The sequence below is a fragment of the Ruminococcus sp. YE71 genome, assembly GCF_900119155.1.
In the GTDB taxonomy this organism is placed as follows: Bacteria; Bacillota; Clostridia; order Oscillospirales; family Ruminococcaceae; genus YE71.
This window is the reverse complement of sequence record NZ_FPIR01000030.1, coordinates 1-21838: the sequence shown is the minus strand read 5'-3', so window position 1 is coordinate 21838 and position 21838 is coordinate 1. Positions and strand designations below refer to the sequence as shown.

Genomic DNA, 21838 nt, shown 5'->3' with positions numbered 1-21838 from the left:
CTGGCGGTATGATCCCATATTCATTGACAGCACATATACACTTGATAGGCATATATCCGACTTTGAGCAGATGTGCAGGATGCTTTCGGGATATACTCATGTATGCGTTATCAGCTTTATTGATCTATACGAAAAGGTCAAGCGGAACTTTCCGCAGGCTCGGACGGTCACACCGCAGGAGCGTATCACCATAGGCAAGAGCTTTGCTGAGATTGGCAAACTGTACGGCATTACAATAAAAGCCTGTGCCGAAGGAACAGACCTTGCACCATACGGAGTGGATTGCGCAGGCTGCATGACACAGCAGACCTTTGAAACTGCGATAGGCAGTCATTTGAATGTGCCGAAGAAGAAGTCTCAGAGAGCCGAATGTGCCTGTGTTCTCGGAACAGATATAGGAGCTTACGATACCTGCGGATACCTCTGCCGTTACTGCTACGCAAACTACAACCATGAAAATGTCAGACGGAATATGCAGCTTCATGATTCTGATTCTCCCTTTCTTGTAGGCGATTTGCAGGAGGGTGAGGTCATTCATCAGGCAAGTCAGGAAAGCTGGATAGATGCACAGCTTACTCTATTTTAGGACGGTGATACAATGAGTAAAGTGAATTATCTGATAAACTATTTGCTTTCCGAGCGTGATGATCTCGGCAGGATAGAGATACCAGAAACCGAACAGGATAAATTCAGATTGTACCGCAGTTTAGTTAATATCCGCCCCGCTGTCAAGGCAGACGAGGACTTTTTGCTGGCAGAGGACGAATATCTCACAGCCTTGACCGAGAGCAAGGGCATCACGGATATTGCAGACCTAACACCCATAGAGGACGGCATTTATCTTTGGCGAGGCGACATCACCACGCTGAAATGCGGTGCGATAGTCAATGCCGCCAATTCGGGAATGACGGGGTGCTGGCAGCCCTGCCACTCTTGTATCGACAACTGTATCCACACCTTTGCAGGGGTACGGCTTCGTTACAAGTGCGGTCAGATCATGCAGGCGCAAGGTCATGAAGAACCTACGGGCAAGGCAAAAATAACGCCTGCCTACAATCTGCCCTGCGACTATGTGATACACACAGTCGGACCGATCGTACAGGGACAGCTCACCGATGAGCATTGTCGGCTGCTTGAAAGCTCCTACCAAAGCTGTTTAGAGCTTGCCGTACAGAACGGCATTAAGAGCATCGCTTTCTGCTGCATCTCAACGGGAGTGTTCGGTTTTCCGCAGGACAGGGCGGCAGAGATTGCAGTACGCACAGTAAGGGAGTTTCGCCAAAGGAATGATATAAAAGTTATTTTCAATGTGTTCAAGGAGGACGATCATGAGATATACAAGGAATTACTCGGACGAGCTTGATCGTCTGAAAAAGGAAATAGCCTCCGCCGATTGTATCATTATCGGTGCAGGCGCAGGACTTTCGACTGCCGCAGGTTTTACTTATTCGGGAGAACGCTTTGAAAAGTTCTTCTCGGATTTTGAAGCGAAATACGGCTTTCACGATATGTATTCCGGCGGTTTCTATCCATTTGAAACGCCCGAAGAAATGTGGGCATACTGGTCGAGGTTCATTTACTGCAACCGCTATATGGACGTTGATAACGGCACATACAAGCAGCTTTTCGAGTTGGTGAAAGACATGGACTATTTCGTTATCACCACCAATGTTGACCACCAATTCCAAAAGTCAGGCTTTGACAAAAAGCGTCTGTTCTACACTCAGGGCGATTACGGACTGTTCCAATGCTCCGAGCCGTGCCACGATCAGACCTATGACAACGAGACACAAGTCAAGGACATGATCGAGTTTCAGGAGGATATGAAGATACCCACCGAGCTGATACCGAAATGCCCGAAATGCGGTAAGCCCATGACGATGAACCTCAGAAGCGATGATAAGTTCGTCGAGGACGAGGGCTGGCACAGGGCTGCGGAACGGTATGAAGATTTCCTGCAAGCACACGAAGGTCAGCATATCTTGTTTTTAGAGCTTGGAGTGGGCTACAATACGCCCGTTATCATCAAGTATCCTTTCTGGAAAATTTCTGTTCAGAATCCGAACGCAGTTTATGCCTGCCTGAATTTTGGTGAAGCGTATGCGCCCGATGAAATCAAAGAGCAGAGTGTTCTTATCAATGGGGATATTCATGAGGTGCTGAAAAAATTGGCTTAATATTTATTCGAGCCTTGCTCTCTGTTTTGAGTACAAGGCTCATTTTATGTCAATAGGGTATGCTGTCATTGTGGCGTGCGCCATAATGCTTAAACGGACTTGTACGGAACGGTTTTTGAGTGTGCCAATAGCCTACAGTCTGATGACAAACATCTTCGTATAGTCGGCAGCGGCTGTTTCCACATATATCTTTCCGCCATGACGTTCGATGACACGCTTTGTTACCGCAAGTCCAAGTCCCGTACCGTGGCCGACAGTTCTTGCGGTGTTTTCCGTTACGAATGGCTCGAAAATATCCACGCCTTCAGGGAGAGAGTCACCGCTGTCCGCTATACGGATAACGGCTTTCCCGTTATCATCTGCAACCGATACCTTTGCTCTGATACCGTCGGGATTATGCTTGTAAATGTTAACGATAAGATTTGTGACCGCCCTTTTCATCTCGGTCTTGTCGGCGTTTATCGTAATAGCTGTTTCGGGAATGTCTATGTCAAGTTCTATGCCGTGATCTTCAAGATCGCAGTAATTCTCTGCTATGATGTCACGCACAAGCGAGCATATATCGACCTTCGCAAACGTGGGCTTATAGCCGTCCGTACCCAGCTTTGCGTACTCGAAGAGGGTGTTCACCATATCATTCATACTGTTTGACTTGCGGTAGATGATGTCGAATATCTCCTGTTGTTCTTCCGGCTTTATCTTTCCGTCCGAAAGTGCCTTTGCGAAGCCCTGTACAGAGGTCATGGGTGTTTTCAGGTCGTGGGCAATTGCCGCATACAACAAATTCTGCTCTTGCAGACGGCGTTCGCTTTCCTGTTTTATCGCCTTTGTGGTCAGTCTGTAAAAAGCAAGTGCAAACGCCACAAAGATAAGGATATTCAGTATAAAATAACCCCACCGTGATGGCGTGTTAGCATTAATATCCGTAACGTTCGGATTGAGCATCGGGTCGAGTATATCGTAATAGATATAGTCGAGGTTTTTGAACAGCACCACCAGTACAAAGCAAAGACCCACATAGCTCAGAAATATCTTATTTTTCAGCGAAAGCAATTTTTTATTCTTCAAACCGATACCCCAATCCTCTGATAGTTTTGATATGCTCAGCCCCCACCTTGTCACGCAGGCGGCTGATTATCACACGGATAGTATTGTCATCCACCGCACCGTCATCATACCACGCACTTTCGTATATCTGCTCTTTGGTGAAAACTCTTTTTGGCTGCGACATAAGAAGCTCAAGCACTTTGAATTCCGCCTTTGTAAGTACTTTTATCTCATTACCGCCTATGAAAGTACACTCGTCAAGGTCAAGGCTCATATTGCCCACCGTGATAAGGCTTTTCGGCTGTGTCTGCGGTGAGGTGACATTCAGTCTGCGAAGCTGTGCCTTGACCTTTGCCGCCACTTCGAGCGGTTCAAACGGCTTTGTGATATAATCGTCCGCACCGAGGTCAATGCCCAGCACCCTGTCGGAAAGCGTTATTTTCGCCGATATGACCATGACAGGTATATATTTTTCCTGCTGACGTATCTTTTTGATGACCTGATAGCCGTCGATTTTCGGCATCATGATGTCAACGAGTGCTAAGTCAATATCGTTCCTTTCGAGAATATCGAGTGCCTGCGCTCCGTCATTCGCTTCAAGCACGGCAACACCGTCAGTTTCAAGATATATTCTCAGGAGCTTGACTATCTCCTTTTCGTCGTCGGCTATAAGTATGTTCGGCATGATATCACGTCCTTTTATACCTATTGTATCACATTATACTGCCATTTGCAAGCCTTACCGTCCTTGTACCGTATGCCGCACATTCCTCGCTGTGAGTGACCTGTAAAATGGTGATGTTCTTCTCCTTGTTTATTCTTGCAAAAAGATTCATTATCTCCTCGCCCGACACCGAATCGAGGTTGCCCGTTGCTTCGTCTGCAAGTATAAGCTGCGGCGATGCGATGACCGCTCTCGCGACGGCGGTTCTCTGCTGCTGACCGCCAGATAGCTCATTGGGCATAGACTTACGCTTATCGGAAAGACCCGTTATCTCCAGTATCTCGTCAAGGTCTTTTTTCAGTTCTGCTCTGCTGCGACCTTTTGTCAGTTCGGGCAGCAGGATATTGTCCTCAACGCTTAAATTCTGCACAAGATTGTAAAACTGGAATATGAAGCCTATCGTTTCAAGGCGTAACTTTGAAAGCTCACGCTCCTTCATTTTGGTGATATCCTTGCCGCATACCTTTATCGTGCCGTCAAAATCCCTGTCAAGTCCGCCGATCAGATACAGCAGTGTGGATTTTCCGCTGCCCGATGCTCCCATAAGAGATACAAATTCGCCCTGTCTAACATCAAGCGATATATTGTTAAGCACTTTCGCAGCAGCTTCGCCCTTTCCGAAAGTCTTGCTTACATTTGTTACTTCTATCAGATTCATATTGTTCCTTCCTCCGTTATTCATATTTAAGCTGTGCCGCTATGTTCATTTTTCTGAGTGCCTTTATGGGGAAAAGTGCCGAAAGTGTGAACACTGCCCACATCAGCAGACCAAGAACGATGCTGTTTGTGATGCTCATGTGTATCGGTATAGATACCATAAGTCCGTCAAGTATATTCAAAAATACCTTGTACATAAAGATCGACAGCGGAACTGCCATAAAAAGCGCCGCACCAGATGCTATAGCGCTCTCCGCAAAGAACATCTCTGACAGCTTTCCTCTTGTCAATGAAGTAGACATCAGCACCGCACATTCACGCTTTCTGCCCTCGAAACCGATCAGGCAGTTGCTTACCACGCCGATGAATGTAATACCGAGTGCAAGCACTATCACGCCGTCAATGATCGCCATTAAGCCTGCGCTGTCCTGACTTGCGGCTTCATGGTATTCATCATATGTCTGCACCTCCGACACCATATCGGCGGAGTGATCCTCAATGACTGAACGTACCCTTTTAGGGTCACTGCATTTGATATAGATACCGGAGGGGATATCCTTGTAGATATCCTTGAACAGCTTTTCGGATATCACGACAGTCGTTCCGCTGGAATTTTCATGATCGGTAAGCGATGTACCTCTGACACGAAGCTGCTTTACATAAGGCATAAAGCCATCGGCTCTGAATGTGATCTCGGCTGTATCACCTTCGCTCAGATCGTATTTCCGTGCCACTGCCTTGCTGATGACGATCTCATCGTATGCAAGGTCGTCGGGGATATCAGATACTCCCCTGAAAAGTTCATAACCGCCGTCCTTCCAGCCGTATATAGGAACTCCGTTTGCTGTCTGCTCTCCGTTTATCTCTATCACACTATTCTGATAATAACCGTATTCCGTTTCGCATACCCCATCTATATCCTCTATATAGGAAAAACGTGTTCTTTCGGTAGATCCGTCTGTACTCACGTTCAGGTCTGCGGTGCTGTTTTCGTGCATATAAAATCCGCTCATTGATGACGCAAAGCTGTACACCACGATACACACCGCTGCTGCCGTAAAGCACAGCACCGCGCTGCCCACCGTGCTTTTCTTTTCCCTTGCTTCCACTGCCGCAAGCCTTGCTATGGGTTTATTCTGCCTGTCAAATATCTTCACAAGAAGTCCTGCAATAAAGCGTAGTACATAAGGAAAAAGAAGTGCTGCACCGACCGCTGTGCTGACAAAGCAGATCAGACCTGCAAAAAAGTTCTCCGAGAAGAAAGCTGTTACAAAGGTAATGACTGCAAGAAGAATGCCTGAAACTGTCGAAACCCTGCCGTGTCTGTACTGCGTGTCCTTGTTTGAGAAAATAATATCTCTGATAGATGTCTTTACCGCCGAAAGGATCTCCTTGACCGGGCAAAGGCATTCGAGTGCTACGCAGAATATTATCACTCCTGCGACCGCACCGATGCTCATTTTTCCGGCATTTTCGGAAGAACCGAACTGAGAACTGTATATCATTGGGCGCAGTACGGAATATATACATATGCCTATTGCCGAGCCTATCAGTCCGTAGGCTATATTCTCTCCCAGCAGCACCGTGTATGTCAGTCTGCTTGATATACCAAGACTTCTGAAAGTGCCGATCACGGGCATTTTCTCAGTGATTATCCTCTGAGATGCCGATACCGTTACAAATATCACAAGAAGCAGACATACCGCAAACAGTATAGTAAATATCCTTGTGATGTTCCCGATCATTTCCTGTGTCTGCTCGTTTTCAAACACCGCCTGCACGTTTGCCGAGGGCAAATTGCTCTCAAGCGTTTGAACTGCGCTGTTTATTTCTTCATCATCTGCAATATCTATGTAGGCAAGCCTTGTGCCGGTATCAGATCCGCCGTAAAGACTTTTCATGGACTCATTGCTTATCACGATCGTATCGCCCGAACTGAAAAGCCCGACGTTATCGCCGTACAAACCGCTGACAGTAAAGTCAACAGGCTGTTTAGCGTTGCTGTAAAGGGTTATCGTATCGCCTACGGAATAGCCAAACTCATCGGCAAAGTCCTTAGCTAGTGCCGCCTGCATATCACCTATCTCCGCATCATTCGGCAATACGCCCATTTCCTTTGCTTTGGGAATATCCACACCGCTGATACTGCACGCTTTCTGGGTGAGCATATCATAAGTGCCGACGATATGCTTTGTAAAGACCGTAGAGCCAGTGGATAATTCCAGAACTGTGCTTTCGGGGATACCCTTTGCAAAATCGTCGTCGAGATCGTATGAGGCGGTAACAATGATGTCTGCCTTGCCGAACGCCTTAGCGTTATTTGCCTTGACCGCCTGCTCCAAAGAACCCGACATATCAAAGCAGAGCATCGCCGCAAGACTGCATATGCTGACACAGAAAAGCAGCAGAAAAGTACGCATCTTGTGCGCCCACATACTTTTAAGCGTGTGCTTGATTATAAGGCCCATTTTTACCACCTGCTTACCCTTTCCTCAGGAGCGCAGTACATACCGTCCCCCTCCTTTATATTGTATATCTCGTAAAACATTTCGCAGTTTGAAAGCACTGCGTTGATCCTGACCTTTCCGGGACTATGCTCATCGCTCTCCAAGGCATCTATCGCATAGCTGTCTACCCGTGTCTCGGCGTATGTGACTGCGTAATTCTCAAAGTATTTTTTCAGTTCCACCTTATCATCTTTGAGGATATTCACAATACATTCCATTGAACCTAAATCGGCATAGTTCTCGCCGCTTGTTTTTTTGCCGTCAACGTGATAGATATCAAGCACGGTAAATCCGGAGAAATAACCCTGCATTTTTTCTGCTCTTTCCACAAATGCATTTCTGTCGGTATCAGAGAGCCAATCGGGAGCATATTCGCCGTTTTCGTTGTAGTCCATACACATCGTATCAAAGCCGTGACCCATTTCGTGACCTATGATCGCACCCAGTCCGCCGAGGTTCGTTCCGATATCGGCTTTGGGGTCGAAAAAAGGAGCGTGCATGATCGCCGCAGTTATGGTAACTGTATTGTTTGGATTGTAGTTTGTGTTCACTTCATAGGTTGCCATTATGGGACGTGTCATATCGAACTTCGCACCGATATTCCCAATGTTGTCATCATAGGAGCGCTCCCTTATGGCATGGAGCGTCTGCGGATAGCTTTCTTTTATCAGTTCCGCACGGGTCGGGTCGGTTTCGGATACTGCCGCATCGGGCAGGATAAATCTCATATTATCGAGTTTTTTGAGTAACGCCTTGCGTCCGTCCTCTGTCAGCCAGTCTGCACCGCTGATAAGTTCACGGTAGCTTTGTCTTAGCTGTTCGCACATTTCACGAACAGCGGCGTCCGCTTCGGCAGTGTAGTATTTTTCGGCATACAGTGCGCTCAGGTCATTTACAAAAAACAAATTTGATGCGATCGTATTGACACACACGGAATACTCCTTTTCCTCTCCGCTGCCGTATTCCGAAAGGCTGTCCGCTTCGGTGCTTAAAAACTCCATATTTGCCGTCACAAGTTCGGAAATAAGTATCGTTTTCCAGCTTTCAAGATTTTCCTCTGTCATCATCTCATTCATCTTTTCAAGCTGACCTCTGTCCTTTACATACCAGCCGCCATAGGTGTTTTCATCAAGCCCGAAGAACAGCTTTACCACGCTTGTATCAAGATTAGAGAAAATGCCGTTCATATCCTCCTCGCTGACAAATTCAAAAGCCGCAAATGGGTTTGCCGCTTTTCCTGCCGAAAAATCGGTACTGCGGGCAATTTCCAGTGCAAGATATACCGCCTGCTTTGCTTTGCTGTCGGCGGTGTCCTTATCATAGCTTATCGCCATCAGCATATCTCTCATGTAGTTTTTCATGCTGATACACGCTTCATCGCTGTCGGATATGTCCTCATAAGAATTTCCGCACATTCCTTTGCTCTGGTCTATCAGCAAGGCGAATTCGCCCGACTTGAAATAATTTTGTCTTACCGTTGGCACAAAGGGCGTATTCGCTCCGTATGAACGGTACAGCTTTTTCCAAAGTTCCATTAGTTCACCGATACTTCCGACACTGTTTATCTTATCGCACAAACTGCGTATCTCCGAATACACCGCCTTATTATCATCAAAAGCCATTGCCTGATCGTAGACATTTTTTATCAGATATTCTGCGCTGCCCGGCTCATATTCTTCCTCCGATGTAATGATCTCGCTGATAAGTCCGAGTACTTCCTGTACAGTCTGTGCATCCACTTCCTCAAAAGTACCCCAGGTCATTTCGCCGTATGCAGGCAGAGTGCCGAGCAGATGTTCTGCGTTGATATATCCGTAAAAGTCGTCCTGCGCTCTGATCGCCGATACGTCAAGAACTTGATGAGCTGCAGCCGGTTCAGCAGATGTTTCCTTTGCGCTGTCTGGTGTACAGCCGCAGAGCATTCCGCTCATAACAGCAAGTGCGGAAATAAAAGATATTATCCTTTTAGTTTTCTTCATTTTCAAAACACCCTCTTGTATTCTTTTTCCTTTGATATATGTATGATACTACCGCACTCTTAACGGAACAATTGCCAAACATTAACTGAACATTAAATTATTGAGTTGCATATAAAAAAGGTCTTATCCCTGAATTAACAGAAACAAGACCACTTTATATATTTCGTTATATCTGAACTTCTATCATTAAAGCCACGCTGTCCTTGAAGCCGACCTTGTAAGCAGTGCTCATCTCAGCGGCGGCGGTATTGCTTACGCAGTCGAGGATTTTGTGGAATACATCAATCTGCTCCTCGCTAAGTGAATCTTCAAAGGGGATACAGAGCTTGTTAAACTCGTCAGAAAACTCAGCGGAGTGGATTTCACCCTGTCTGTAACCCAACATCGCATCAATCATTTGTATCTGTCCTTTCGGTTTTATTACTGTAAAACCAACCGTCCAAACTTTACCAAATAATCGTTGATAAGGTGTTGCTTACGGCACGCCCAATGCTATATACAAAAAACAACGATATATAAATCAATATTCCCGATAAAACATTATTATAGTTTCATCGGGAGATATTTTTATGCCAAGACAATGTATATTTATCCGATATTCAAATAAAAAAATAGTGACCCTCAATTTAAACAAATCAGCCGTCTGGGACGTTCTACAAAGGACTTGCTGAACATCATCGACACCCTTACCGAAAAGGGCGTTACCCTGGTTAGTCACAAGGAAAACATCGACACCGACACGCCTGCGGGCAAATTCATGTTGACCGTGTTCGCTGCACTCTCTCAGTTGGAGCGTGAGCAGCTCAAACAGCGACAGCGTGAGGGCATCGAGATTGCCAAAGCACAGGGCAAGTACACAGGACGAAAGCCCATTGAGATTGACTGGACGAGGTTCGGTCAGCTTTATGGGGAATGGAAGTCCAAGAGTATCACAGGGCGTGACTTTATGCGGAGAATGGGCTTGTCAGCTAACACTTTTTACCGCCGTGTGAGGGAGTATGAAGCGGAACACGGAATCGCAGCGCCTACCTCTGCTTGACAGCCCCCCAGACGAACGAAAAAACCCCTCAGAGCCGTCCAAGCCTGCGGAGCGGAAACTAACCGCCTGAAAAGAAAAAGACCTGAGAAGTGCTTGTGTGAGCAAATCTCAGGTCTTTGTGTGTTATTCAGTTCCAAAAGGGTATGCTGCCATTGTGGCGTGCGCCATAATGCTTAAACGGACTTGTGCGGAACGGAAACAGAGTGTGCCAAAAGACTACAATTCTGCACTATACTTTTTCAGAGCTTTTCTTTCATAAACATGATACTGTTACGCTTTCTTTATCTTTTTAACAAGTACAACTATCTCATGTGCTACAAGCGGCATCAGCGAGATTATCAGTACAAAGCCCCACATAGAGCCTGTCATACGGACTGTGCCGAATATCGTTCTGAGGAACGGTATCTCGGTAACTGCAAGCTGACCGAGGATACCTACCGCAAAAGCAAGGATCATGATCTTGTTATCCAGATGATTGAATTTGAACAGTGATGTCTCGGTATCACGCATACCGATCGCATGGAACAGCTCGGATACAGCTAATGTGCAGAATGCAAGCGTCTGGGACTGCATCAGTATCTGCTTGTCGGAAAAGATGTCGATGATATTCTTTAAACTAAAGCCTGTACCTGCTGTCGAAAGTTCTTTTATAGGAGTATACAGGAAAGCTATCAGTGTTACAATTGCGATGATAACGCTGTAAAGTCCGACCTTGAAATATCCGCCGTCAGCGAAGATGGATTCGCCGTTTTTACGGGGTTTCTTGTTCATTACATCTGATGACGAGTTGGGGTCCACACCGAGGGCAAAGCAAGGAAGTGAGTCGGTAAGAAGGTTTACCCACAGTATGTGTACAGCTTTAAGCGGTGCAGCAAAGCCTGCAGCGATAGCCGCAAACATGACCACAACTTCGCTGATATTTGAGGAAAGTGCAAAAAGGATAGACTTCTTGACATTTTCATAGATGTTTCTGCCCTCCTTGACTGCCTTTTCGATGGTGGTGAATTTATCGTCCTGGAGGACGATATCTGCGGCACCCTTAGCAACGTCGGTACCTGTTATACCCATTGCAACGCCCACATCAGCCGCCTTGAGTGAGGGGGCATCGTTTACGCCGTCGCCTGTCATTGAAGCTATATTGTTGTTAGCCTGTATCGCCTTGACTATCTTTACCTTGTGTTCGGGGGAAACTCTTGCGAATATTGAAAGTCCCGAAACTCTGTTGCGGAGTTCCTCATCGCTCATTTCGTCAAGCTCGTGACCCATCACACATTCATCAGGTCTTTCTGCTATGCCGAGCTTTTTGGCTATCGCAAGGGCAGTATCCTTGTGGTCGCCCGTTATCATGACAGTCTTGATGCCTGCACGCTTGAAGGTCTTAATAGACTCAACAACTTCGGGTCTTTCGGGATCGATCATACCTATCATACCGATATAGGTAAGTCCCTGTTCAACGGCGTCCTTATTATCCTCTCGTACTGCAAGTGAAAGCACACGCAGAGCCTCAAAGGACATTTCGGACATAGCATTTGAGATAAGCGCCATATCCTCATTTGTTATTTCACGTACTGTGCCGTTGACCCTGATGTGAGTACAGCGCATAAGCAGTTCATCGGTCGAACCCTTTGTATAGGAGATTATCTTTCCGTCCTCGGTGGTATGAACAGTTGTCATCAGCTTTCTGTCCGAGTCGAAAGCCTTCTCGTTGATACGGGGGACAGACTTCTCTGTGACCGACTTTTCAATGCCGTATCTCTTGGCAAAGGCTACAAGAGCAGTCTCGGTGGGGTCGCCTACCTCGGTGCCGTCGGAAGCGATGGAAGCGTCGTTGCAAAGCATGAGACCCTTGATGAGAGTATCATGTTTCTCTTTGTCGAGAGTTTCGAGGTCGATATAATCGCCATTTTCAAAAGCCTTGACAACGGTCATTTTATTCTGGGTAAGTGTACCTGTTTTATCGGAGCAGACATAGCTTACTGCACCGAGAGTTTCAACGGCAGGCATATTCTTGACAATGGCATTTATCTTAGCCATTCTCTGCATACCGAGAGCAAGAACTATGGTAACGATAGTGGGTATGCCCTCAGGTATAGCCGCAACTGCAAGTGAAACGGCCGTCATGAGAAGCTCCAGCACCTCTCTGCCTTGTATCATGCCAATAAGGAACACGACAGCACATATAATAATAACTGCAATGCCGAGGATACGGCTGAGTTCGTTCATGCCCTTCTGGAGAGGTGAGGGTTTTTCTTTTTCCTGTCCTACCATATCGGCTATCTTGCCTATCTGGGTATCCATACCTGTATGGACGACCTCGCCTATGCCTCGTCCGAATGTGACAACGGTGGTCATATACGCAAGGTCAAGGCGGTCTCCTATGCCTGTCTTTTCATCAGGAACGAAATTCTCGTCCTTTTCTACGGGGACAGATTCCCCTGTAAGTGCCTTTTCGTCCATCATCAGACGTGCAGTTTCAAGCAGTTTCAGATCGGCAGGGACTTGTTTGCCTGCTTCAAGGACAACGATGTCACCGACGACCAGTTCCTCTGAGGATATTTCTTTTGTCTCTCCGTCACGAATAACGGTGGCTTTCAGGACGGACATTTTCTTTAGTGCATCAAGTGCCCTCTGCGCCTTGCCCTCCTGAACTACGCCTATCACCGCATTGGCTATGACGATCACAAGCATGATTACCGCTTCACCGTAATCGTGAAGAATGATCGAGATGATGATAGCTGCACCGAGTATCGCATTGGTGAAATTGAGTATCTGTGCGAGGAACATCTGCAACAGAGTTTTCTGCTTCTCCTCTTTCAGACAGTTACGCCCGTTTTCAAGCAGGCGTTTTTCGGCTTCTGCCTGTGTAAGCCCTTTGAATTTAGCCATAGATGTGTTTTGCTCCTTTTCATAAAAATCATCGTATTATATTTTACATCATACATCAGAAGCTGTCAACATCAGATATATGATCCGGGAGTTTTTTTCATTCTGCTGCAAGCCTGTATTTCCGGCCGTATGCAGTATAGCTTTCGATAAACTGCGGAGTGCGTTCGGCTTTCAAGCCGCTGAGATAATCGTGACTGTTCATACTGGATCTTGATATCTGAATGATAGATACCGCTATATTGGAGCAGTGATCGGACACTCTCTCGCAGTTGATGAGCAGGTCTGACAGGTAAACGCCAAGCTCAGGGCTGCATTCGCCCCTGCGGAGTCTTTCGATATGCTTGTCCCTGATCGCAGCGGTCAGATCGTCGATAACTTCTTCAAGCGGTTCGACGTTCATTGCAAGTTCGGTATCATTATCCGCAAATGCTTTGACAGTTAGACCCGATATCTCCGTAAGAGCGGCAAAGAGAGTGGAGAAATCGTCCTTCGCACTGTCTGAAAAGCTCTGACTGTTACGTTCCATTTCCTGTGCTATCTCGATCATATTGATAGCGTGATCGCTGATACGCTCAAAGTCACTGATCGTGTGGAGAAGTTCAGTGACGGTACGGCTGTCCTCGTCTGTCAGGCTGACTGCGGATAATTCCAGCAGAAAAGTTGAAAGCTGATCTTCCGTTTCATCAAGGAGCTGCTCCTTTTCCTCGACGCTCACCACAGCCTTGTCCGAAAAATCAAACATTGCCCGGAGTGCTTCATGAAGTCCTTCCTTTGCCCCCTGAGCCATGTCCACTGTCTTTTCTCTGCACTGTGAAACAGCAAGAGGCGGTGTAGCGATAAGACGCTTATCGAGAAGAACAGATACCTCTGCTTCTTTTGAATCGTGTATCAGCTTTTTGGCGAGCTTTACGAGCTGACTGGAGAAAGGGAGAAGTATCAGCGTAGTGACGATATTGAATATTGAGTGTACAGCGGCGATCTCTACCGCACCGATCGGCTTGTCCACAAAGCTGAAATGAATGAACGCATCAAGTCCGTAGAATACTGCAAGACAAACGACAGTGCCTATGAAATTGAATGACATATGCACCACAGTCACACGCTTTGCATTCTTTTTTACACCGATAGAGGACAGCAGTGCTGTCACACAAGTGCCTATATTCTGTCCCATGATGATCGGGATAGCCATTCTGTAAGAGATCGTGCCAGTCAGGGAAAGTGCCTGTAAGATACCCACAGATGCCGCTGATGACTGGATCACACCCGTGAACACTGCACCGAACGCAACGCTGAGAAGCGGATTTCTGAATGCTACAAGAAGTTTGCTGAAGCTCTCCATTTCGGCAAGGGGCGAAACTGCGTTCTTCATCAGCTCCATACCGAACATCAGCACCGCAAAGCCCACCATGATCGTGCCGATGTCCTGACGCTTTTTCTTTTTGCTCATCATTATCATGATAATGCCGATAAGAGCAACGATAGGAGCAAAGTTTTCGGGCTTGAGCATTGAGATCAGCACATTATCGCTCTTGATACCGGCTGTACTGAGCAGCCACGCTGTCAGCGTTGTGCCTATGTTTGAACCCATGATAACGCCGACGGTCTGTTCAAGCTGCATGATGCCCGAATTGACAAGTCCGACGAGCATGACCGTCATAGCTGACGAGGACTGAACAGCAATGGTGATGCCTGCACCGAGGGCAAGGCTCTTGAAGGGATTGGAGGTCATTTTTTTGAGAGTCGCTTCCAGTTTGCCGCCTGCGATTTTCTCCAGGCTCTGTGACATAACGTGCATACCGAACAGGAAGAAGGCAAGTCCTCCGCATAGGGTACATATTGAAAAAATATTCATTTGATACTCCTATCTGAATTTAACTGTGATGCTCGTTCCCACACCGACGGTGCTTTCCACATCTATCTCAGCTCCATGGTGCTCTGCGATATGCCGCACGATGGAAAGCCCCAGCCCTGTACCGCCTTTTGCACGGCTACGGCTCTTGTCGATGCGGTAAAATCGCTCGAATATTCGAGGGATACTCTCCTGCGGTATGCCAAGCCCCGTGTCGGTAACGGTCAGCTTTTTGTCAGCTGTCACTATTTCGATATTGCCGTTTTCACGGTTGTACTTTATCGCATTATCCACAAGGTTGTAAACAAGCTCACCGAGCTCTGTTCTGCTTCCTTTGATGACTGTGCTTTCTCCGCTGACGGTTATCCTGATACCACGCTTTTCTGCCTGCTGTGACAGGCGGTCTTTACAGTCCTCGGCAACGGCTTTCAGATCTACATCATCATCAAGTGGCGTATCACCGATGCTGTCAAGCTCGGAAAGCCGCAGTATATCGCTGATGAGCGCAAGCATACGGTCAGACTCTCTTCTGATCTTCCCTGCAAACTTCACACTGTCCTCACCCTGTGCCATTCCCGACTCTATCAATTCCGCATAGCCCGAAATGGAGGTCAGCGGTGTTTTCAGCTCGTGAGAAACATTCGCCGTGAATTCCTGACGCATCTCGCTCTGCGCATTTCTTGAATTGCGTATCTCTTCAACCAGCGGTACGACTTCGGGGTATATATCGGCATCGGTGACAGATATGTTCTTTTCAATTATCTCAGGTATCCTTTTTAATGGGGCTATCAGTTTTTCGGTCAGCTTTACCGATGCTATGAGCGACACGACGATGATGCCGATAATTACAAATACGATTATCAGCAAGGAGCGCTCAAACAGTGCGATGATAGACTCTGTCTGTATCGAAACACGCAGTATGCTGTCATCTTCGAGCCGTACAGCATAATAATGATCCTCTGTTCCCAATGTGTCGGAAAATCGGGTGTCGCTGCCCGTTCCTGTTTGGGCGGCTGATTTTATCTCGGGGCGGTCGAGGTGATTTGTCATGGTCAGGTGATCCGCATCGCTCTCATACAGCACATAGCCGACCTTGTCGATCAGTGTGATGCGGAAGTCTTCGCCGGAAAACCTCTCCAGCTCATCAGCAGAGGATAGTTTATCATAGCTTTCCGCCACCAGTCTGCATTCGTGGACGAGATTCTCTTCGACCTCTCGTCGGAAAAATCTGTAATAAGATACAGTGGTGATCACGATGCCGACTATCGCCGTGATGATGCCCATATAAAAAAGGCTTAGTACGATCTTTCTCTCCATATTACTCGTCCTTATCCAGCTTATAGCCTACGTTTCGGACGGTCTTGATATATTTGCCGTATTCGCCCAGTTTTGCTCTCAGGGTACGGATATGCACATCAAGGGTGCGCCCCGTGCTGTCATGTCCCCATATCGTATCAATAAGATAGTCACGGGCAAAAGCCTTCCCGGGACTAGCGATAAATGTTTTCAGCAGTTCAAATTCCTTGTAGGTAAGCTCCGTCTGTCTGCCTGATATAAAAACCTTTCGGGTATCCTCCGAAAGCAGTATCTCGGCAAAACGGTATTCGCTGTTCTTATTGCTCCCTCTCAGTCTCGCACGCACTCTGCTGACAAGTTCCATAACGCCAAAGGGCTTGCAGAGATAATCATCAGCCCCCATGTCAAGTCCTTTGACACGGTCAAGCTCGGTCGTCTTTGCGGAAATGATAATGACAGGGATATTTACAGTCACAGGGTCATCACGCAGTTTTTTCAGTATAGTCAGTCCGTCGTCGCCCGGCAGCATAATGTCAAGCAAAATGAGGTCGGGAACAGCTTTTGCGGTCGCCTTATAAAAATCTTTGGAGCTTTCAAAGCATTCGGTATCATAACCGCTGTTTTTCATTGCGAATGCTTCAAGCTCACGTATATTATCATCATCTTCAACGATGTATATAAGCATATCATCACACTCCTGACGATATCAGTATAGCATAGTTATGTAAATTTGACCAGTACAACTATGTAAAGTCCATGTTAAATCAAAAAATGCCCTCCATAAATTGAACGGAGGGAATAGCCTGTAAGTTTTTTATTTCATAAGGATCTTTTCTAAATCTCTTTCATCAAAGTCACACCGTCCTTGAAGCCGACATTGTATGCAGCTCTCATCTCAGCGGCGGCAGTCTCGCTCACGCAGTCGAGGAGCTTGTGAAACACATCAATCTGCTCCTCACTCAGCGAATCTTCAAAAGGGATACAGAGCTTGTTGAACTCATCGGAGAACTCAGCGGAGTGGATCTCACCCTGTCTGTAATTGTACATCGCATCAATCATTTGTATCTGTCCTTTCGGTTTTATAGTGTAAAACCAACCGTCCAAACTTTACCAAATAATCGTTGTTAAGGTGTTGCTTACGGCACGCCCTACGCTAATCATATCAAAAAACGGACGCAATACTCAAGCCGGGTGTTGCGTCCGTTTTGCGTTTTAGATATGGAATTTTTATCTTGAATCCTCGATAAAATTCGGATTGTGGAATATGCGGGAGAGAGCCATTCTTTCTGCTATACTTAAAATAGAGAATCATCAGCAGCATTATTCACGGCACTGCTGCTGTTGAAAGCCGCCCGAAATGATAAACAGAAATATCATACCCCATCTGTACAGCGATTCTATTTTTGGTATCAATGTAATTTCGCATCGTAAAAACAATCATTTTTCACTCATTTTTCGTTCAATGACAAATCGGAGAATCTGTGGTATAGTAATCTAACACCGGCATTTTTTAGTTTTGTACGTTCACAAAATATTTACAAGATTATTTTCCAAAAAGGGGGTACGCTCCGTACCCCCTCCGGGATATAAAACCACGATATTTAATGCTTTTGAAAAGTAAAAACAGGCATTGATGTCTCGCAAGCGCTTTAAAATCAAGGCTTTTAGACGGGGTACGCGGCGTACCTTCTGTTTTCATCTGATATGTGTTAAGATATAATCACAGCAAGAAAGACAAGCTCCCGAAGCTGAATAATGGAATTGACTATTAAGAGGAATATTCGCAGAATGAATACAGAACGCCTTATTTTATTTTTACCTTCACAGCATGAATATTTTCATGTACCTCAAATTATTCCGTGCTAAAAGATGATAATAAATGCAACCGCTGTCACTTTCCGAAACGCTTTATGCCATGATCTGCTGCACCCGCCTTACATCAACCATATCACCGAGCCGTCAATATCGACAGTACCTTCAATCATGAGCATAATGCCTTACCCCCTCTCACTACGCCTTCATAAAAATATAACAGTTGTCTTTCCGCTCCCCACAGGAGGGTTATGCACGAATAAAGCATTTAACAATCAGATATGCTTATCCCGATTATGCAATCCTACAATCTCCACGTATGCCAGTTAACTTTTTCAACGCTTTTTCTAAATTAACTTATAGAAGGGGTCGATTTTTGAGCACAATCCAAATGGTGCATAAATAATCGTCCCTTGCCATTCGGCAGTTATATATTTCTCCGAAATTTTTAGAATAGGTTGGATTTTCGCCGTTTCCAGCCCTTACCTTTTGAGGGGGTACAACTTTTTTAAGCTTATAACCTTTTCAACAAAATCCGACCCCCGCATTTATATAAGCCTACAATCTTTATCAATAATCGTCGATCCGCCTTCAAAAAAATGCTTTCCCAAGCCTTAACTAATGAAAGGGGTCGTTGCATCACAGCACCATCGTCAGTATTAAAAAACGCTGGGCTCACAGATCTGCTGCCTCGCCTGCAGCACTCAAAATGCGTCTGCTGTATCATCAACCACTCAAGCCGAAAGGAGGTAGTCAGGCGACCCTAAAATTCTAGTCGAATTATTATATCGGAGCTAATCGCTATCCTTCGATATTCTATCTTTCGGAGCCAGCCTGCTCGATATGACCCTCCCGCCAAGTCATGCGTTAGCAGCTATCCGACATAAGCAGAACCTAACCACTATTGAATATTAATTTTGAAAATGAAAGGAGTCATGCGAATGACAATAAAGCAAAAGAACGAACTCATTGAACAGATAACCGCCATGCTTGAGGAACTCATAGATGTCGAGCCGACATCTCCTACCCTTGCGCCCGAACCGAGCGTAGATAAGCCGCTTGAAATGCTCACGGTCAAAGAATGCGCCGCGCTTGTAGACGGGCTGTCGGAGCATACAGTCCGTCAGTTATGCGCGCAGGATAAGATCGCTCATGTTCGTGCGGGCGCTGGTCGAAACGGCAAGATACTTGTGAGCAAAGTATCTTTGCTGAAATATCTAGGTATCGCAGGTTGATCATCAAAAAGTAATATGGCTGTTGTTGTCGCAAAATGGGATATATTCCCATTTTAAAAATCATTATTACGCAAGTACAGAAAGAACCGGCAAATTACCGGTCTTTCATCTCAATTATGGACAAGCCCATAATTGAGCCGCTTCGGAGCTTGCACTCCGAAATGCAGGCTCGTCAAAAAGCGAGCTAGAAATCTGAAACAACAAAAAGAAAGGACTGATTATTATAGCAAGAAAAAAGCTGCTATGCGTAATAATCAACATAGCAGTTTTTTTGTATCAAACATCTTCATTGAAGAAATCCGTATCTATTCGCTTTATGGTATATGTTGCAACTGTAGATACACCAAGACCATAATCTATCATAAGCTTTGCAAGCTGCTCACCGTCTATAAGAACTATCTTGCAATTCTGTTGTTTCTCCGCAAACGTAACGGCTTCTTTGGTAAACTGAGCCGTTGTAATAAAAATTCCTTTGGCAAACCCTTGTCCTACAAGTGCTCCTAAAAATTTTTGTATCTCCGGTCTGCCTATCGTGCTGCCTGTTTTCCACTGCTTTGCTTGGATAGCTATAGAATCAAAACCAAATTTATCTGCATTAACTACACCGTCTATACCTTCGTCTCCTGACTTTTTAGTCACAGCATTTTTGTTCAATTCGATAGAACCATAGCCCATTTTTATAAGGAGTTTGACGACAAGGCTTTCAAATTCATAAGGAGATATCTTCATTACTTCATCGAGCAGCTCATCAGCAAGGTTTGCATTTAATTGAGTAACTGCATAATCAAGAAGCTCCGCAGGACTCTTATCAGATGTGCTGTCCTTATCAGCAGGCTGCTTGCTTTCCTTTTTATTGAAAGTTCTATTGGCAAAATCATTAAATGATGGGTACTTGGTCAGATAGTCATAAGTTATCTTATCACATCCGTCGGAGATTGCCTTTTTGCCTTCATCGGTAATAGAGTACATTGCTCGTTTAGTCTTTTCAATAAGACCTGCTTTGGACAAATAAGTTCTGGACCAACCTACTCTGTTAGATACGACCGTCTGTCCTGATTGAAGCTTTTCGGCGATATCTTCATCTGTCAGATCAAAGTACTGTATACAAAACTCTATTGTTTCTTTTGAAGAATGTATTTCACCGTCTTTAAGACATTCCATCACAGCAGGGAAGAATTCATAATATTTAGGTACAGGCATATTAGTCACCTCTTATTATATGATACTATAATTATATCAAGAACTTAGTAAAATGTCAATGTTTACCTTAACTGATATCTCTAAATAAGTATTATATACAATTTATTCAAGGAATATTTACAATGAAATAACCCGGGGAGACTATATTTCAAACCCCGTTGAGGAAGAAAAACAGCACAGGGAACAGGAGTGTCAAAAGCAAATCAAGAAGAATAAATCGAACAGAAAAAGATAAAGAACAAAAGAATCGGCGTGTCCCGAATTATGGAAATTTCGTTAAATTTCCACACGTTATTGACTGAGCATTTAAAAAGTGCTAAAATGATACCAACGGAACACGCCATAAAATCTACACATCAAAAGGAGAGATGTTTTATGGCAACGATAACCAAAAGAGGAAATTCATATAGAATCAAGGTATCCTGCGGGTACGACATTCACGGCAAACAGGTCGTTCAGTCGAAAACGTGGAAGCCGGCTGACGGCATGAGCGCTAAGCAGATCGAGAAGGAGCTTCAGCGGCAGGTCGTTCTCTTCGAGGAAGAGTGTATGCACGGAAACGTTGTTGCAACAGTTAAGTTCGAGGAGTTCGCACGTCAGTGGTTCAAAGACTACGCTGAGGAAAAGCTGAAAACGCAGACGATCAGAGGCTATCATTATCTTGAACCGAGGATTTACAAGGCGCTCGGACACCTGCGGCTTGACAAGATCACGCCCCGCCATGTGCAGAAGTTCGTGAACGAGCTGTGCGAGATGAAGTGCGGCAACAACTCTGAGAAGAAGCTGTCGGCTAAGACGGTCAAACTACACCTGTCCCTGGTCAGCACGATCTTCGACTACGCCATCAAAATGCAGATGATAAAGGACAATCCCTGCAAAAACGTGACGCTCCCCTCTCCGGAGAAAAGGGAGCGCAACATCTACACCGTTGAGGAAATTCAGCAGATACTCACGCTGTTCAACGCCGAGCCTGTCGAGAATCTGAAATACGTTGTGTTTTTCACTATGGCGCTGTACACGGGTCTGCGTCGTGGGGAACTGCTTGGACTGGAATGGAAGGATTTCGACTGGGAGCGTGGTATCTTTACCGTCAACCGCAATTCCCTCTGGACAAAAGAGCGTGGTATGTACACCGATACTCCAAAAACTGCATCGAGTATCAGAAGTCTGAAAATGCAGCCTGAGCTTATCGACCTGCTGAAGAAATACAAGGTGTGGCAGGACGGCTACATAACAACGATCGGCGACCGGTGGCAGGATCACGACCGCCTGTTCACCACATGGAACGGCGAGTCTATGCACGTCACCTCGCCTGCGGATTTTCTGAAAGAGTTTTGCAAGCGAAACGACATCCGCTACTGCTCTCCCCATTCATGGCGGCACTTACACGCCACGCTGATGATTGAGAGCGGAGTCGATGTAAAGACGGT

General features: G+C 45.8%; 17 protein-coding genes and 1 pseudogene. 6 read left to right on the top strand and 12 right to left on the bottom strand.

Features of this window, described 5'->3' with window-relative positions:
• The 3 genes from BT142_RS17455 to BT142_RS17445 form a co-directional block, all read left to right on the top strand.
• Positions 1-586: DUF1848 family protein (locus BT142_RS17455; RefSeq protein WP_139275818.1), on the top strand; the 586-nt coding region annotated here is incomplete at its 5' end.
• 12 nt (positions 587-598) lie between these two features.
• Positions 599-1363: a protein-ADP-ribose hydrolase gene (locus tag BT142_RS17450; protein WP_072419451.1), complete on the top strand. Its 765-nt coding sequence runs from the start codon at positions 599-601 to the stop codon at positions 1361-1363.
• On the top strand, positions 1329-2177 hold the full coding sequence (locus BT142_RS17445) for an SIR2 family NAD-dependent protein deacylase (RefSeq protein WP_072419450.1): 849 nt from the start codon (positions 1329-1331) through the stop codon (positions 2175-2177). The genes BT142_RS17450 and BT142_RS17445 overlap by 35 nt, the downstream gene beginning before the upstream one ends.
• 132 nt (positions 2178-2309) lie before the next feature.
• Here the strand turns inward: BT142_RS17445 and BT142_RS17440 are convergent, their stop codons facing one another.
• The 6 genes from BT142_RS17440 to BT142_RS17415 form a co-directional block, all read right to left on the bottom strand.
• On the bottom strand, positions 2310-3245 hold the full coding sequence (locus BT142_RS17440) for a sensor histidine kinase (protein ID WP_072419449.1): 936 nt from the start codon (positions 3243-3245) through the stop codon (positions 2310-2312).
• Positions 3235-3909, bottom strand: coding sequence for a response regulator transcription factor (locus BT142_RS17435; protein ID WP_072419448.1), 675 nt, complete (start codon positions 3907-3909; stop codon positions 3235-3237). The genes BT142_RS17440 and BT142_RS17435 overlap by 11 nt, the downstream gene beginning before the upstream one ends.
• Positions 3910-3937: 28 nt before the next feature.
• Positions 3938-4606 carry an ABC transporter ATP-binding protein gene (locus tag BT142_RS17430; protein ID WP_072419447.1) on the bottom strand — a complete coding sequence of 223 codons (669 nt, stop codon included), beginning with the start codon at positions 4604-4606 and terminating at the stop codon, positions 3938-3940.
• A 16-nt stretch (positions 4607-4622) separates the two neighbouring features.
• Positions 4623-7073 carry an ABC transporter permease gene (locus tag BT142_RS17425; protein ID WP_072419446.1) on the bottom strand — a complete coding sequence of 817 codons (2451 nt, stop codon included), beginning with the start codon at positions 7071-7073 and terminating at the stop codon, positions 4623-4625.
• Positions 7074-7075: 2 nt separating this feature from the next.
• Positions 7076-9091, bottom strand: a complete 2016-nt coding sequence (locus BT142_RS17420; RefSeq protein WP_072419445.1) for a M13 family metallopeptidase — start codon at positions 9089-9091, stop codon at positions 7076-7078.
• A 166-nt stretch (positions 9092-9257) separates the two neighbouring features.
• Positions 9258-9488, bottom strand: a complete 231-nt coding sequence (locus BT142_RS17415; RefSeq protein WP_072419444.1) for a hypothetical protein — start codon at positions 9486-9488, stop codon at positions 9258-9260.
• A 237-nt stretch (positions 9489-9725) separates the two neighbouring features.
• Between BT142_RS17415 and BT142_RS17410 the strand changes: the two are divergent.
• Positions 9726-10130 (top strand): annotated as a pseudogene (locus tag BT142_RS17410) (recombinase family protein); the annotation flags it as partial.
• A gap of 270 nt (positions 10131-10400) precedes the next feature.
• On the opposite strand, the gene BT142_RS17405 reads toward BT142_RS17410, so the two are convergent.
• From BT142_RS17405 to BT142_RS17385, 5 genes are all read right to left on the bottom strand, one after another.
• Complete coding sequence (locus BT142_RS17405) at positions 10401-13016, bottom strand: cation-translocating P-type ATPase (protein WP_072419443.1); 2616 nt, start codon at positions 13014-13016, stop codon at positions 10401-10403.
• A 97-nt stretch (positions 13017-13113) separates the two neighbouring features.
• A complete protein-coding gene (locus tag BT142_RS17400; RefSeq protein WP_072419442.1) occupies positions 13114-14868 on the bottom strand; it encodes a Na/Pi cotransporter family protein in 1755 nt (584 codons plus the stop codon).
• Between the two features lie 9 nt (positions 14869-14877).
• Entirely contained in the window at positions 14878-16182 is a 1305-nt protein-coding gene (locus BT142_RS17395) for a sensor histidine kinase (RefSeq protein WP_072419441.1), read from the bottom strand.
• Between the two features lies 1 nt (position 16183).
• Entirely contained in the window at positions 16184-16846 is a 663-nt protein-coding gene (locus BT142_RS17390; RefSeq protein WP_072419440.1) for a response regulator transcription factor, read from the bottom strand.
• 149 nt (positions 16847-16995) lie between these two features.
• Entirely contained in the window at positions 16996-17220 is a 225-nt protein-coding gene (locus BT142_RS17385) for a DUF6809 family protein (protein ID WP_072419439.1), read from the bottom strand.
• 1694 nt (positions 17221-18914) lie between these two features.
• Between BT142_RS17385 and BT142_RS17380 the strand changes: the two genes are divergently transcribed.
• Complete coding sequence (locus BT142_RS17380) at positions 18915-19208, top strand: helix-turn-helix domain-containing protein (protein ID WP_072419438.1); 294 nt, start codon at positions 18915-18917, stop codon at positions 19206-19208.
• A 276-nt stretch (positions 19209-19484) separates the two neighbouring features.
• Here BT142_RS17380 and BT142_RS17375 read toward each other — a convergent pair whose 3' ends face one another.
• Positions 19485-20408, bottom strand: a complete 924-nt coding sequence (locus tag BT142_RS17375) for a restriction endonuclease (protein ID WP_072419437.1) — start codon at positions 20406-20408, stop codon at positions 19485-19487.
• Between the two features lie 375 nt (positions 20409-20783).
• Here BT142_RS17375 and BT142_RS17370 point away from each other — a divergent pair.
• On the top strand, positions 20784-21838 hold a 1055-nt coding region (locus BT142_RS17370), incomplete at its 3' end, for a tyrosine-type recombinase/integrase (RefSeq protein ID WP_072419436.1).